Here is a 14419-nt window from a genome sequence, read left to right as displayed (position 1 = left end):
AGCGCCATACACGTAGTTGCTGTTGTTGTTGTTGGTATTCCAGGCGTAGCCAGCGTTCACACCGACGTAGAAGCCGGTCCAGGTGAACACGGGAGCCACGACGACCGGGGCAACCGGAGCGTACTTACGCGAAGGCAGGTCAGCAGCGAAAGCCGAACCGGCGGCCAGCATGGTGGCGGCAGCGACACCCGCAAGAAGAATCTTTTTCATTACTCACTCCATTTTTTACGCGCGACAGGGGGCTTTTGCAGCACTCACCGCTAGCCTAACGCTCTTACACCCATTGCGGCCGACTGTCTGTAGCGTGTCTGCAACAATTACAGATAGATAGCGCGTACTTACACGTTGACAGATGCTTGCGCCTTGCCCACGCAAACGAACCCGATCATGCGATAGGGGCAATACCACGAGCCGACTGCAGGACGATGGCGGGCGCGACCAGTAGTTGCATTCAGCATGCTTGGGCGTATAGTGCTTTTACTCACTCCGAATTTAGCTGCTCCGCAATCGGTGTCCATTTGGCGCCGGTTGCGGACAGTTATCGTGACTGGGCCCAGGGGCGGGTCGGCAGCTTTTGCATCAAGTATGCGGTTTCGGCGTGGGCGGTTTTCCGAAAGCCGCAGACGTCTCCATGGCTGGCATGGATCCATTCGCCACGCTTGCCATTTCGCGCCAGCCTGTCCGACATCATAATCCAGCGGGCGTCATTCGCCGGTCCTCCACGGCAACATAAACGACGGAGCAGCTACCTGACATACGGGGCCAGTCATCGAAGGTTGGCGCGCTTGCGGACAATCTGTCTGTGTTCTGCGGGGTTCCCGGTCAGCCGTGTTTATGGAGTGAGCGAATATTGCATCATAGCGAACATGTGTTGTGCGGGCGCGCCTGAGGCATGTGAAATCTTTGCGTGACCGCATGTCGGGGTGCGTCCACTGTCAACGGCGCTCCCCTGATGCGCGGGGCAGGTTTCTATCAGGAGCGACGGCCGGCGCGGCAACGACCCGGCTCGCTTGGCGGCGCTGACATTGCGGGGCGCATTGCGCGCTACTTCCGGGGAGACGTTGATGAAATATGTCATGGCTATCGCTGGCGCCGCCTTGGTCACAGCGCTTCATCCCCTTGGCGCCGCGGTTGCGCAGACCCCATCGCCGGATGCCGGATATACGTTCAAGCTGGGGTATCCAACGGCTGACGCCGCGCAACAGGCGCGTGACGACGCGGACTTTCAGCGCGCCATGACTGCGTATCGTTTCTGGTATCCGACGGTCTCGAATGAAGGCATTTTCGAGGGAAATCGCGCGGTTGGCATAGAAGACGGAAAGGCCTGGGGCATCGCCGCCACCGGGCCACGCCAGGTCGGGTTCACACTGAATTCGGACACGCCCTATGGCTCGGCCGTGCTTGATCTGGGCAATGGGCCAATGGTGGTGGAATTGCCGCCCGGCGCGTTTATCGGCCTTGTCAACGACCATCACCAGGGCTGGGTGCTGGATATGGGGTTGCCTGGTCCTGACGCCGGGAAGGGAGGCAAGCACCTGATTTTGCCGCCAGGCTACAAGGGGAAGATACCAGCCGGATATTTCAGCAGTCAGTCCAAATCCGTGAAGAACCTGCTGGCGATCCGCTCCCTGCCCGTTGGAGGGGATGTGGGCAAGGCCCTGGCCGCGCTCAGGAACGTCAAGATTTACCCGCTGTCGGCGACGGGCAAGCCCCAGTCCCTGCAGGTGATCGACACCAGCAATATGAAAATGGACAGCTCTCCCCTGCGCTGGGAAGATAACATCCAGTTCTGGCAGCAACTCGCCAAAATCATTGAGGCTGAGCCGCTCGCGCCATCCTTCCTGCCCATGTACGGCCTCCTGTCCGAACTCGGCATTGAAAAGGGCAGACCCTTCGCTCCTGACGCGCGCATGAAGGCGATCCTGGAGCGCGCGGCAAAGGCGGGTCGCGACCAGATGTTGGTCTCCGCCTTCGCAAGCAACCGTCCTGACCGGGTCAACTGGCCCGATCGGAGATGGGAATGGGTTGGTCTCACCCCTGGCAGCGCCCAGTTCGAAACGCCTGCGGGGCTGGATCTTGAGGCGCGTGACCGCTGGTTCGCCCAGGCGATCGTGACGTCGCCGGCGATGTTCCGTCGTAACGCTGGCGCCGGGTCGCTCTACTGGCTTGGTTCGATGGATGTTTCCGGGGCCTATCTCGACGGCGGCAAGAGCTACCGGCTGACCATTCCCCAACCGGTGCCAGGGAAGCTTTTCTGGTCGGTGACGGCTTATGATTCCGCCACACGGTCGCAGGTGCAGACAGATCAGGACAAGGCGGCGTTACGCTCACTGTTTGAACTGAAAGATGTCTCGAAAAGCGAACCGACGGTGCTGTACTTTGGACCAACGGCGCCGGCCGGTGAGGAAAACCGCTGGATCAAGACGACGCCCGGGCGCGGCTGGTTTGCCTATATCCGCATTTACGGGCCAGAAGCCGCCGCTTTCGACAAGACCTGGAAGCCAGGCGACTTTGAGGAAATCAAGAACTGACGTTCAGTGTATTGGGGGCGCGATGCTCCGGCAATGACAGGACGCCCGCCGCTGCATTTGTCCATGCGGGCGGGCGCCGACCTCACCGAAAGTGAGGCCCCCGCCGGGCATGAAAGCTGCAACGGGGGCTTCAGGGGACGCAGGCCAGGGGCGTGAAACGGCCCCTCAGGCGATCCGCGTCAGCTGCGCGGCGTCAGGACGAATTCTGTCGCTTCGGTGAAGGACAGCTTGACCATATCGCCCCGCTTCAGTTGCTGGAGAGCGCTGACAACAGCAGGGTCGGCAACGCGAACCGTGCGTGGACCTTCCGGTCCTTCATAGCTGACGGTTCCCCGGGCTGCGTCAAAACTGACGAACCTTGCTGTGACAGTGACATTGCGAACAACCCAGCGCGCCGGGAGATTGCCAAACAGCCCGTCGTTGCGCGTCGCCGAGAACGTTACGTCGGGCCTGGCGCCCCGCCGGGCGGGGGCGACGGTGACGAGCGCGCTCTCGACGCGGTTGATCTGCAGGCGGTCGCGGCGGCGCAGCGCGTTCAGGCTGCCAAACTCTTCCGGAAGGGTGATGCGCCACTGACGTCCCCTGCGCTCGACCTGCACGGTGCGCGTTGGCAGATCAACAGACAGGACGCGAACGTTGAAGCTGTCGACGGCGACGCCCCCGAGGCCGCGCACCTCGACGGTGCGATCGGGTGCGCGCGCCAGCGCGACCGCGCCAGGCAGGCAGGCGACCAGCGGGCCGGCGACGAGAGAGGCAAGCAGGGTGCGGCGGGATACGGGCATGATGAGCTCCTGTACGACCGGCAAACTCCGGGTCAGGAAGTTAACCATCGAACAACGCGGTCGGTCGATACGCCCCTGCTCACAATATGCGGCGGCCGCTCTCGGTCCAGCCTGAAAGTGGACCAGAAATTTCCCGAATTGCACGGGGCTGGATGCAAGGCGCGTCTGCACGCGCAATGATGTGTCGGAGTGTCGAACGCTCCAATGTCCGTCGCAAGAAGGCTGCCATCGCAGCGTCGATGGGTGACTTTTTGCTGTGGCTGTCTGGCGATGCCCCGTTGCGCCGCCGTACGGGGGCGCCCTCTGGCGTCATGGGCTGCCGGCATGGGTGGAGCGGGCTCCGCCGGCTCCTCACGCCACTGTCGCCGCCAGATCCTCCACGAGGTCGCGTGGGGTCACGGAATTGGCGTTTTGCGCGGGACCGCCGTTCAGTTGCACCGCCTCTATCTCAATGTGGAAGATCCTGCTGTCCGGCAGCGCGAGGTAGAGTTTCGACTTGGGGAAACGCTCCATGTAACGCTGCTTGAGCGCTTCGTACTCATTGTCCATAACCCGCCGGGCGCGCCCGACCAGGCTGAGTCGCGGCGTGGTCAGCAAATCCCTGTCCATATCGGCGATGGTGATGGAAATGCGGTCGTCACGTTCGATGTTGCGGGCGTGCAGCGACAGATTCGCCATATAGATAAATGGCTTGCCAGCGTCATCGACGGCGATGTTGGTTGCGGTGCTGTAGGGATATCCGCTGGGGTCAAGGGTCGCGAGCGCTGCGGCTTTCGCCGACCTCAACATGGTCCGCGCCAGGGCGATGGCGTCCAGAGGGCGAGCGGCGTCGGCGTTGATTTCAAGCCCGCGGGGCGTGATCGGCGGCATGTTCAATCCTCTGGGGCATCGCGCCTGGGTCGGCATATCGTGAAACGCGCCCGACTGATGTCAATGGTCATGGTGTTTCGCCTTTATGCGCCGGGGCCCGAGGGATCCCGCCGCGACGTCGGCGGGCGTGCAGAAGCCGGCAGGCGTGTGATCGCCGCCCTGTCCCGGATGACGTCGCGCCATGTCAGGCCAATATTTTCCGGCCCCACGCCGGCTGGTCCGGCCGGCGCGGCGCATCCTTCGCCGTAGAGATGTCGCAACAGCCGTGGTGCGGGGATAGCGCGGCGAACGCGCGGGGCAGCCGGAGCACGTCAGACCGGGCGATCGCCCATTGCGATCTCTGCGCCCGCCGTGCTCCCGGTCTTGGCGGCTGCTGCCGGCGGATCATTGGCCTGAATGTTGACAGGAGCTGGTCGCCATGCGGCGGCGGTGGTCTGCGCGGATTGCAGGGCGTCCGGGGCGAGGGCGGCGGCGACTTCCTTGCGGCGGGCCGCTGCTTCCTGATCGCCGGAGCGCGCGCCGATATCGAACCACACCCAGGCTTCGGTTGGGTTGGCTTCGCCAGCGAGGCCACGGGCCAGCAATACGCCCAGATTGTACTGGCTGTCGGCCAGACCGCGCTCGGCCGCCTTGCGGAACCAGGTTGCGGCGGTTTTGTAGTCGGCCGGCCCCAGCGAACCGTCAGCGTACATCACGGCCAGATTGTGCATGGCGCGCACATTGCCCTGATCAGCGGCGCGCGCGTACCAGGAACGGGCGCGGCGGGCGTCCTTTGGCACGCCCGCGCCTTTTTCATACAGCCGCGCTATCCGGTACTGGGCCGGCGCCTGGCCGCGCTCGGCCGCTTTTTCGAGCAGGCTGGCGGCGAGTTTCGGAGAGCCGACGCTGGAGCCCTCGGCGATGCGGTCGCCCAGGGCATAGAGCGCGGCCGGATCATCGACAATGGACGCCGGATGCCCGGACGTGGTCAGATAGCTGCCGATTTTCTCAGGCGCGCGCTCCGCGGGCAGGCGGGCGTTTTCAACCGTGGGCGGCAGGATGGCGTCCGGCAACGCACGCAATGCAGGGGCCAGCAATGGCATGGCGCCGGCGCTGATGACAATGGCCGCCGCCCACAGCAGGCCCTTGCCGCGCAGCCAGCGGATCATGGCTTTGTTGCTGCGGCCAGCGGCCGCCGGGCCGGCTGTCGTCGTACGGACGTCCCGCCGCGCCTGGCGTGGGGCGGCGTTGGCGCGCCGGGCCGCGGCGATCAATCGCGACTTGATCTCCGTTGGCGACGGCGAGTCGCCGGGCGATATCTGACGCGCCGGAGCAACGGCCTGCTCGGCCAGCGTATATGCGGCGTGGCTTTCGGCCGGGGCGGGCGCCATGTTGACTGGAGGCGCGCCGGCCTCGCGACGGGGGCCGGCCACGGCCATCGCGTTGGCGTGGGCGATCAGGTCCGCGCGTTCGGAGGCTTCACGGGCCGCGCGCAATTGCTCGGTGAGCGCTGACACGCTGTCCTGCAGCGCGCCCAGCCGGTTTTCCATCTTGCGGATGTCCTGGCTGTGCTCGGCCTGCGCCGCCGCCAGCTCATCGCGCATGGAATGGGTCAGCGTGAGGTCGCTCGCCTGCGGCATCGACGCTGGCGCATCGGCTTCGCGCTGCGTGTTGGCGGCGATGACGCGCCCGACGGCTTCGTCGATGGCCGCGAGCATCGGCAGCGTTACAGTAGCTTCAATATCCGGGAACGCGGGTTGCGGGATATCGCGAAGGGCCTCGGCAACGATCTGGCGCATGGCGTCGGCCGGAACCTGGCGAAGCGCGTTCTGGCTTGTGGCGTCCGCCAGCGCCCCGATTTCCGCGTGAAGCTGTTGCAATCCGGTTTCGAGATCCCAGGCAGGGTGCTGGGTCAGGGTGCGGGTCAGATCGGCCAGATGGTCGTCAACGGCGTCAAGACGCTCATTCATGACCCCGGTGACGGAGCGCACGATCTCGGGGCCTGCGGCTTCCAGGGCGTCGAGACGGGCGGGGAGTACGGAGAGATGTTCTCCGCCGCGAGCTTGCGCCGCGATATCTCCGCGCAGGGCAGAGACCGCTTCGCCCAAGGTCGCCGCGACCGCCGCCTCGATGCGACGGGCGGCGTCCTCGCCGGCCTGACGCAGGGCGCTCTCCGGGGTGACCAAAACGGATTGGTCAGCAAAAGGGGATTGATCTGCGGCGGAAAACGCCTGTGCGAACGTGCGCGCAGCGGGCGAAATGTCAGCCGGCTGGCGCTGGCCCGCGACTCCGGAAACAGGTGAAAGGCCGTCCGCATAACGCGCCAGGCGGGCTGCGACACGGTCTGCTGATCCTGGGTTGTATAATGGGGCGGCGCCACCCAGAGTTGCGTCAATGCGCCGCAGGTCGTCCCGGAGCGCGGAGGCGGAGCTGGCCGTTCGGGTCATGGTTCGCCATCCTGCTGGCGCGGCGCCAGCGTCGCCGCGTCCATAACTCATGGAAGTTCAATGTCTTGAGGGGGCTTGCCGTGCTGTCGCCGGCATGCTGGGCCGCTCCTCTTCACTATCTGCAAAGACAGTAAATGAAGTGTTAACGACGGCGGCTTCACGTCGCCCGGTCGCGCGCCCGCCACGGACATGACGTTACGGTTGCAGATCACGTAAATTTGAGCAACGATACTCATGCGCACAATCCCGTGGGGGGAGGATTATTGTGAACCAGGAAGTAGTTCATCAGCTTCATTCAGGTCATGCCGCCGTATCGGGGCCATGCAAGCCTCCGGGTGATGTTGCCGATTCCGCGATCTCTGCCGGCTACTATCTGATTGGTGATCTGGCGCGGGACTTTGGCGTGACGTTGCGCGCCTTGCGCTTTTATGAAGACAAAGGGCTGCTCCGTCCGGGGCGGCGCGGCGCCGTCCGGCTTTACAGCGATCGGGATCGGGAGCGTCTCGCCATTATTCTGAAGGGCAAGCAACTGGGTTTCACGCTCGGTGAGATTGCCGGGATGATCGATCGCAACGAGGCCGATTTTGGCGCTGCGCCCAATGGGTTGACCCTGCGTCTGTCGGTCGACCAGATCAGTGAGCAGATACGGCACCTCGAAGCGCAGAAGCGTGACATCGAAGCTGCGATCACAGAGCTTGAGGCCAGCCGGACGCATGTCGCCCGTCTCAAACTGTAGTAGTGAAGAGCCAGATAGGCTAGGAATCCGGGTCGTGATGCGGCCTGAAGCACTACGTCTGTCTTACTATGGAGAGAACTGACAAAAAGGGTCGCCGGGGGGCGGCCCTTTTTGCTTTGCGCCCGGTGACGGCGCACCACCTGCGCCGCCAGGCTTCATCAAGCCGCGTGACGTCGCTCGCGACCATATGCGACCAAAGTCAGGGGCGCCGGCGCCAAGGGGTGACGTGAGCAGGAAAATGTCATTTTAATCAGTCGTATTGAACAGGGCGCGAGGTCCGCGCCAGTCGGCGTCGACGTTCCAGGCGTCGGCTTTTTGTACGTGCGGGGCTTTAAGGTGATTCACAGATGGTTTATATGTGAACTATCTGCTCATCGCCCCTCTGGAACGTGTTCCGGCCAGACGGAATCGTCTGGTCGATCAGAATGGGCCACAACAGGAAAACCTGGAGTGGCTTCCGGTCCATGGGGCGGAGACCGCCCGAAGCTCCGGCTCAGGGGCAGGCGATGTATCGCCGCTCCGGCGGACCCGATGACGCTCTGGCGATGCATTCGCCTCTGAGGAGTTGCACATGCCCACCTACAAGGCGCCCGTTGACGACGTGATGTTCCTGCTGCGGGATGTTCTGAATATTGAGCAGTACGGCAACTTGCCGGGTTTCGCTGACGCTTCGCCCGAACTGGTCGAGGCCATCCTGGTCGAGGGTGCCCGGGTTTGCGAAGAAGTGCTGCAGCCGCTCAACGCCTCCGGCGACCAGGAGGGCTGCCGCCGCGCCGATGACGGTTCGGTCGCCACGCCGAAGGGCTTCAGGGAAGCCTACGCCGAATTCGCCGCTGGCGGCTGGATGGGACTCGCCGCCAGCCCGGAATATGGCGGGCAGGGGCTGCCGCACACGGTGGCCGCCGCCATCAACGAATTCTCGTCGTCCGCCAACATGGCGTTCGCCATGTACCCGGGGCTGACCATGGGCGCCGCCGCGGCGCTGTACGTGCATGGCTCCGACGAACTGAAACAGACGTGGCTGCCCAACATGCTGTCCGGCAAATGGACCGGCACCATGAACCTGACCGAGCCGCACTGCGGCACGGACCTCGGTCTGCTGAAGACGAAGGCCGTGCGCCAGCCGGACGGCAGCTTCCGCATCACCGGCACGAAGATTTTCATCTCCGCCGGCGAGCATGACCTGACGGAGAACATTGTTCACCTGGTGTTGGCCCGGATTGAGGGCGCGCCGGAGGGCGTCAAGGGCATTTCCCTGTTCGTCGCGCCGAAATTCCTGCTCAACGCCGATGGAACGCCGGGCGAGCGCAACGCCGTCAGCTGCGGCTCCATTGAACACAAGATGGGCATTCACGGCAACGCCACCTGCGTCATGAACTATGACGGCGCCACAGCGTGGCTGGTCGGTGAGGAGAACCGCGGCCTTAACGCCATGTTCGTGATGATGAACGAAGCCCGCCTTGGCGTCGCCATCCAGGGGCTGGCCCAGTCCGAGGTCGCGTACCAGAACGCCGCCCAATACGCGAAGGAGCGGCTGCAGGGCCGCGCGCTCACCGGGACCAAGGCTGCGGACAAGCCGGCCGATCCGATCATCGTCCATCCGGACGTGCGCCGCACCCTGCTCTCCATCCGTGCTTTCAACGAGGGCGCCCGCGCCTTCGTGCTGTGGAACGCGCTGAAGGCCGACGTCGCCCACCGCTCGCCGGACAAGGCGACGGCCGAGGCAGCCGACGAGCTTCTCGGCCTGATGACTCCCGTGCTGAAAGGCGTGCTCACTGACGTTGGCTTCGACAATGCGGTGAAGGCGCAGCAGATGTTCGGCGGCCACGGTTATATTGTCGAAACCGGCGCCGAGCAGTTCGTTCGCGACGCCCGCATCGCCATGATCTACGAGGGCGCCAACGGCATTCAGGCGCTGGATCTGGTGGGCCGCAAACTGCCGCGTAACGGCGGCCGCGCCGCCATGGCCTTTTTCGGCGAATTGCAGCAGTTCGTCAGCGACAACGAGGGCGATGAAAAGCTGGCCCCGTTCCTGAAGGCGCTGGGTAAATCCGCGGGGCATCTGCAGCAGGCCACCATGTGGTTCATGCAGAACGGCCTGAAGAACCCGGATAACGCTGGGGCCGGCAGCGCCGATTACATGCATATGCTTGGCCTGGTGGCGATCGGCTATATGTGGGCGAAAATCCTGAAGGCGCTGCACGCCAAAAAGGCTGCGGGAGAAGCCCTGACGCCGGCGCTCGAGGCCAAATTCGTGCTGGCCGATTTCTACGGCCAGCGCATGCTGCCGGAAACCGGCGCCCAGCTTGCCCGGATCTCCGCCGGCGCCGACGCCGTGATGGCGTTGCCCGCAGAGGCGTTCTGAGCAGGCGGTGCAGGCGCACGGACACAAGAGCATGGGCGTCGCGCAGGCGGCGCCCCATCGTTTTGATCTGACGCATTTCCTGTTGCACGGTCTCACGGCCTGAAACTGCGTCGGGATTCATCTCCGGAGGCCAGTCATGGCTGAAGCCTATATTTATGACGCCGTTCGCACGCCGCGCGGTCGCGGCAAGAAAGACGGTTCGCTCCACGAGTGCTCCACCCTCAAGCTGGCGACGACGGTGCTCGGCGCCATTCGGGAGCGCAATAACCTCGACACGACGCTGATTGACGACGTTGTGATGGGGTGCGTCGATCCGGTGGGCGAGGCGGGCAGCGATATCGCCCGCGCCGCCGCCCTGGCGGCCGACTATGGCCATCACGTGCCAGGCGTGCAGATCAACCGCTTCTGCGCCTCGGGCCTCGATGCGGTGAACTTCGCCGCGGCCCAGGTGATGGCCGGCCAGCACGACATGACCATCGGCGGCGGCGTCGAATCCATGAGCCGCGTCGGCATGGGCGCGTCCGGCGGCGCCTGGCCCATGGACCCGGCCATCGCCATCAAATCCTATTTCATGCCCCAGGGCGTCTCGGCGGATCTGATCGCCACCAAATACGGCTTCAGCCGTGATGACGTGGATGCTTACGCCGTGCAGAGCCAGCAGCGCGCCGCCGCCGCCTGGGCCGATGGCCGCTTCGCGAAATCGGTGACCCCGGTGCGCGACCTCAACGGCGTCACCATTCTCGACCGCGACGAGCACATGCGGCCGAACGCCGACATGCAGTCGCTGGCGCAGTTGCAACCGTCGTTCGCCCAACTCGCTGGCATGGCCGGTTTCGATTCCGTCGCCATCCAGGCCTACCCGGAAATCGAGCGCATCAATTACGTCCACCACGCCGGCAATTCCTCCGGCATCGTCGACGGCGCCGCCGCCGTGCTGATCGGCAACAAGGAGGCCGGCGAAAAGGCTGGCCTGAAGCCGCGCGCCCGCATCCGCGCCTTCGCCAATATCGGCTCCGAGCCGGCGATCATGCTCACCGGCCCGGTGGACGTGACCAACAAGCTGCTGGCCCACGCCGGGATGGCGATCAGCGATATCGACGTGTTCGAGCTGAACGAGGCCTTCGCCTCGGTGGTGCTGCGCTATCTCCAGGCCTTCAACATCGATCCGGCGATCATGAACCCCAATGGCGGCGCCATCGCCATGGGCCACCCGCTCGGCGCCACCGGCGCGATGATCCTCGGCACGGCCCTGGACGAGCTGGAGCGCACCGGCAAGCAGACCGCCCTGGTGACGCTGTGCATCGGCGCCGGCATGGGCGCCGCCACCATTATCGAGCGCGTCTGAGTTTCCCGGCTCGCAATTCCTTTCCGTGGCAGCCCGCTCCGGCTCCGGAAAGCGCATCAGGAGACAGTCCATGAGTCTCAAGGAATTCCGCATCGACGTCGACGCTGACGGCGTCGCGCTCGTCACCTGGGATCAGCCCGGGGCGCCGATGAACGTCATCACCCTGGCGATGATGGAGGAGTTGTCGGCGGTGATCGACCGCATCGTCGCCGACGACGCCATCAAGGGCGCTGTGATCGCGTCGGGCAAGGAGAATTTCTCCGCCGGCGCCGACCTCAACATGTTGCAGGGAGCCCGCATCGCCTTCGAGCAGCGCGCCGCCCAGGGCGACCCGGAAGAGGCCACGCGCGTCTTCTTCAGCGAAACCCGCCGCCTGTCGCAGCTGTATCGCCGCCTGGAAACCTGCGGCAAGCCCGTGGCCGCCGCCATTCGGGGCCTTGCCCTCGGCGGCGGGTTTGAACTGGCCCTGGCCTGCCACTACCGCGTCATGGCCAATGACGGCGCCACGAAGGTGGGCCTGCCTGAAGTTCAGGTGGGGCTGTTCCCTGGCGGCGGCGGCACGCAGCGCATCGCCCGCATGATGGCGACGCCAGACGCCCTGCAATTCCTGTTCAAGGGGCAGCAGATCAAGCCGTCGATGGCCAAAACCATGGGGCTGGTCAACGAGACCGCCACGCCGGACGAGGTGATCGCCAAAGCCAGGGCCTGGATCCTTGGCGGCGGCAAGGGCGTCGCGCCGTGGGACGTCAAGGGTTTCAAAAATCCCTCGGGCAAGGTGTTCTCGCCCGTCGGCATGCAGGTGTTCCCGGCCGCCAACGCCATCTACCGCAAGGAAACCTACGACAATTACCCGGCGGCGAAGGCCATTCTGGCCAGCGTCTACGAGGGTCTGCAACTGCCGATGGATCTCGCCCTGCAGGTGGAGAGCCGTTACTTCGCCCACATCCTGCGCACGCCGGAAGCGGCGGCGATGATCCGCTCGCTGTTTATTTCCATGGGCGAGCTGAACAAGGGCGCCCGCCGGCCGAAGGGCGTGGAGAAGTCAAAACTGCGCAAGCTCGGGGTCGTCGGGGCCGGCTTCATGGGCGCCGGCATCGCCTATGTCAGCGCTCAGGCTGGCATGGAGGTGGTGCTGGTCGATCGCGACCAGGCCGCCGCCGACAAGGGCAAGGCCCATGCCGAGGCGCAGATCGACGCGCAGGTTCGCAAGGGCCGCGCCACCGCCGAAACCAAAACCATCCTGCTGGAGCGCATCACCGCGACTCCGGATTACGCCGCGCTGGCCGGCTGCGATCTGGTGATCGAAGCGGTGTTCGAGGATCCGAAGGTCAAGGCCGAGGTGATCGCGAAGGTCGAGAGCGTGATTGGCAACGACGTCATCTTCGCCTCCAACACCTCGACCCTGCCGATCAGCGGCCTGGCGAAGGCCGCGTCGCGTCCGGCCAACTTCATTGGCATTCACTTTTTCTCGCCGGTGGAGAAGATGCTGCTCGTCGAGTTGATCGTCGGCAGGCAGACCGGCGACAGGGCGCTTGCCACGGCGATGGATTACGTCCGCGCCATTCGCAAGACGCCGATCGTCGTCAACGATGCGCGCGGCTTCTTCGCCAACCGCTGCGTCGGCGCCTATGTCCAGGAAGGTCACCGCATGCTGCTGGAGGGCGTGCCGCCGGCGATGATCGAGAACGTCGGCCGCATGGCCGGCATGCCGGTTGGCCCGCTGGCGCTCAACGATGAGGTGGCGCTGGATCTCGGCCTGCGCATCGCTCGCGCCACCAAAGCGGAAGCCGGCGACGACGCGGTCGATCCCGACCAGTTGGCGCTGCTGGAAACCATGGTGGAGGGCGAGGGGCGACTTGGCCGCAAGAACGGCAAGGGCTTCTACGACTATCCCGAAAAGGGTCAGAAGCAACTATGGTCAGGCCTGGCCAGGTTGCAGAAGGTGAAGCTCGATCCCGATACGCTGGACGTGACCGAACTGAAGCAGCGGCTGCTGGTCGCCCAGGCGCTGGAAGCCGCCCGCAGCTTCGAGGAGGGCATCGTCACCGACCCGCGCGAGGCCGACGTCGGCTCGATCATCGGCTTCGGCTTCGCGCCGTTCACCGGCGGCGTACTGTCCTATATCGACGGCATGGGCGCGGCGTCGTTTGTCGCCTTGTGTGACCGCCTCGCCGCGAAATACGGCGAACGGTTCACCGCCAACGCCCAGCTTCGCCAGATGGCGAAAGACGGCGGCTCCTATTACCCGAAGCTCGTGGCCGCTGCCTGAGGCGCGCTACGGACTCCTCCGGGAGGGGGCGCGCAGCAGGACAGGGTTTTGCGCTCCAGGACGCCAGACGCCGCGACGGATTACCGTCGCGGCTCTTTCCGTCCTGATGCAGCGCCGCAGGTCAGGGAAACAGGCTGAAATCGTCCGCGTCGAGGTCTGCCAGCGCGACGTCTTTCAGGGTGACGCTGCAGTCCGGCAGCGTCAGCACGACGTCGTCGCCCCGCTGTTCCAGAAGCGCGGGCAATTCGCGCCAGAGGCTGATCTGGCCGCCGCCGATTTCGAGCACATCCTGATTGGGCGTGAAATCATGGATGACGTCGTGACCGGAGCCCGGCCCGACAACAAAGACATCGCGACCGCTGGCGCCAGTCAGTTCGTCGTCCTGGGAGGAGCCAGTGATCCTCTGCCGGCCCCAGGCGCCGCGCACCACGGTCACGCCCGGTTTGTCAGTCTCGACTTGGCACGAGGCCTCATAGTTTTCTGGCTGCCAGGTCGTGCGCGGCGCCCCGGCGTCGCATCGCCCGGCAAGCAGGGCGCCCTTGCCGTCGAATGTCTGCAAAAGAACAAGCTCTCCCTGGGCGTTGAAGGCCTGGAGGCTGGCGATCCGGACCTGCGCCATGGCCCTGTCGTTTATCCAGTCCCAAAGAGCATCAGGCGCTGACCTGACGTCGTTGACCAGGCCATTGCCAACCAGATGCCCGCCTTCGGCGAGGGGCTGGGCAAATGACATGCGCTCTACGTGGCCGCTTCGCAGTTCATAGCGCGCGGACCAGTCGCTGACGCCATCAGGGAGATAATGCGTTTCATCAAGGATATGGCTGCTGTCTTGCCGGGCGCGCCATGTGTAAAAGGCGCTTTTGTAAAGTCCGCTGTCCATAGAGCCGCTGTAATACGCAACTTCACCTGTTCCATCAGCTTCTGATCGGGGGAACAGATTGTTGTAGATGTAATAAATTCGCTTTATATCAAGAGATGCGTATTGTGGATCGTCGATATCATAGGTGAAGGTCATTGAAATAATCCCTCCCAATATCATTAGAGCGGTTTTCGAACGTCTAGAATCATAAGAGGTTCCCCCTTCGCGAGATTTCTGAT

Annotated in this window: 9 protein-coding genes and 1 pseudogene; 5 read left to right on the top strand and 5 right to left on the bottom strand. The window is 64.4% G+C overall.

The features are described 5' to 3' along the window. Positions 1 to 210 (bottom strand): annotated as a pseudogene (locus tag IE243_RS20635) (hypothetical protein); the annotation flags it as partial. 854 nt (positions 211 to 1064) lie between these two features. On the opposite strand from IE243_RS20635, the gene IE243_RS20630 reads away from it, so the two are divergent. After that, positions 1065 to 2531: a DUF1254 domain-containing protein gene (locus IE243_RS20630; RefSeq protein WP_244643286.1), complete on the top strand. Its 1467-nt coding sequence runs from the start codon at positions 1065 to 1067 to the stop codon at positions 2529 to 2531. A 179-nt stretch (positions 2532 to 2710) separates the two neighbouring features. On the opposite strand, the gene IE243_RS20625 is transcribed toward IE243_RS20630, so the two are convergent. The 3 genes from IE243_RS20625 to IE243_RS20615 form a co-directional block, all read right to left on the bottom strand. Continuing rightward, the gene (locus IE243_RS20625; RefSeq protein WP_191321209.1) at positions 2711 to 3313 is read right to left on the bottom strand and encodes a hypothetical protein; all 603 of its coding nucleotides are present in this window, start codon (positions 3311 to 3313) and stop codon (positions 2711 to 2713) included. A gap of 351 nt (positions 3314 to 3664) precedes the next feature. Further along, positions 3665 to 4183, bottom strand: a complete 519-nt coding sequence (locus IE243_RS20620) for a HugZ family pyridoxamine 5'-phosphate oxidase (RefSeq protein ID WP_210319928.1) — start codon at positions 4181 to 4183, stop codon at positions 3665 to 3667. Positions 4184 to 4494: 311 nt separating this feature from the next. Further along, positions 4495 to 6348 (bottom strand): tetratricopeptide repeat protein, encoded by a 1854-nt coding sequence (locus IE243_RS20615; RefSeq protein ID WP_191321207.1) that lies wholly within the window; start codon positions 6346 to 6348, stop codon positions 4495 to 4497. Positions 6349 to 6964: 616 nt separating this feature from the next. Between IE243_RS20615 and IE243_RS20610 the strand changes: the two genes are divergently transcribed. The 4 genes from IE243_RS20610 (at position 6965) to IE243_RS20595 (ending at position 13324) form a co-directional block, all read left to right on the top strand. Beyond that, a complete protein-coding gene (locus IE243_RS20610; RefSeq protein ID WP_191321210.1) occupies positions 6965 to 7345 on the top strand; it encodes a MerR family transcriptional regulator in 381 nt (126 codons plus the stop codon). 571 nt (positions 7346 to 7916) lie between these two features. Continuing rightward, positions 7917 to 9710, top strand: a complete 1794-nt coding sequence (locus IE243_RS20605; protein ID WP_191321206.1) for an acyl-CoA dehydrogenase C-terminal domain-containing protein — start codon at positions 7917 to 7919, stop codon at positions 9708 to 9710. A 136-nt stretch (positions 9711 to 9846) separates the two neighbouring features. Then, complete coding sequence (locus tag IE243_RS20600; protein WP_191321205.1) at positions 9847 to 11055, top strand: acetyl-CoA C-acetyltransferase; 1209 nt, start codon at positions 9847 to 9849, stop codon at positions 11053 to 11055. 70 nt (positions 11056 to 11125) lie between these two features. Continuing rightward, complete coding sequence (locus tag IE243_RS20595; protein ID WP_191321204.1) at positions 11126 to 13324, top strand: 3-hydroxyacyl-CoA dehydrogenase NAD-binding domain-containing protein; 2199 nt, start codon at positions 11126 to 11128, stop codon at positions 13322 to 13324. Between the two features lie 121 nt (positions 13325 to 13445). Here the strand turns inward: IE243_RS20595 and IE243_RS20590 are convergent, their stop codons facing one another. Continuing rightward, positions 13446 to 14336 (bottom strand): calcium-binding protein, encoded by an 891-nt coding sequence (locus IE243_RS20590; protein ID WP_191321203.1) that lies wholly within the window; start codon positions 14334 to 14336, stop codon positions 13446 to 13448. Positions 14337 to 14419: the final 83 nt, after the last annotated feature.

The organism is Camelimonas fluminis (assembly GCF_014656355.1).
GTDB classification, from domain to species: Bacteria; Pseudomonadota; Alphaproteobacteria; order Rhizobiales; family Beijerinckiaceae; genus Camelimonas; species Camelimonas fluminis.
The sequence above is the reverse complement of the archived record's forward strand: the minus strand, read 5'-3'. Positions and strand labels throughout refer to the sequence as shown.

What these genes read in the sequence shown, in the direction of transcription:
- IE243_RS20630 (WP_244643286.1), top strand. Translation starts at nt 1,065, where the DNA reads ATGAAATATGTCATGGCTATCGCTGGCGCCGCCTTGGTCACAGCGCTT.
- IE243_RS20625 (WP_191321209.1), bottom strand. Translation starts at nt 3,313, where the DNA reads ATGCCCGTATCCCGCCGCACCCTGCTTGCCTCTCTCGTCGCCGGCCCG.
- IE243_RS20620 (WP_210319928.1), bottom strand. Translation starts at nt 4,183, where the DNA reads ATGCCGCCGATCACGCCCCGCGGGCTTGAAATCAACGCCGACGCCGCT.
- IE243_RS20605 (WP_191321206.1), top strand. Translation starts at nt 7,917, where the DNA reads ATGCCCACCTACAAGGCGCCCGTTGACGACGTGATGTTCCTGCTGCGG.
- IE243_RS20600 (WP_191321205.1), top strand. Translation starts at nt 9,847, where the DNA reads ATGGCTGAAGCCTATATTTATGACGCCGTTCGCACGCCGCGCGGTCGC.
- IE243_RS20595 (WP_191321204.1), top strand. Translation starts at nt 11,126, where the DNA reads ATGAGTCTCAAGGAATTCCGCATCGACGTCGACGCTGACGGCGTCGCG.
- IE243_RS20590 (WP_191321203.1), bottom strand. Translation starts at nt 14,336, where the DNA reads ATGACCTTCACCTATGATATCGACGATCCACAATACGCATCTCTTGAT.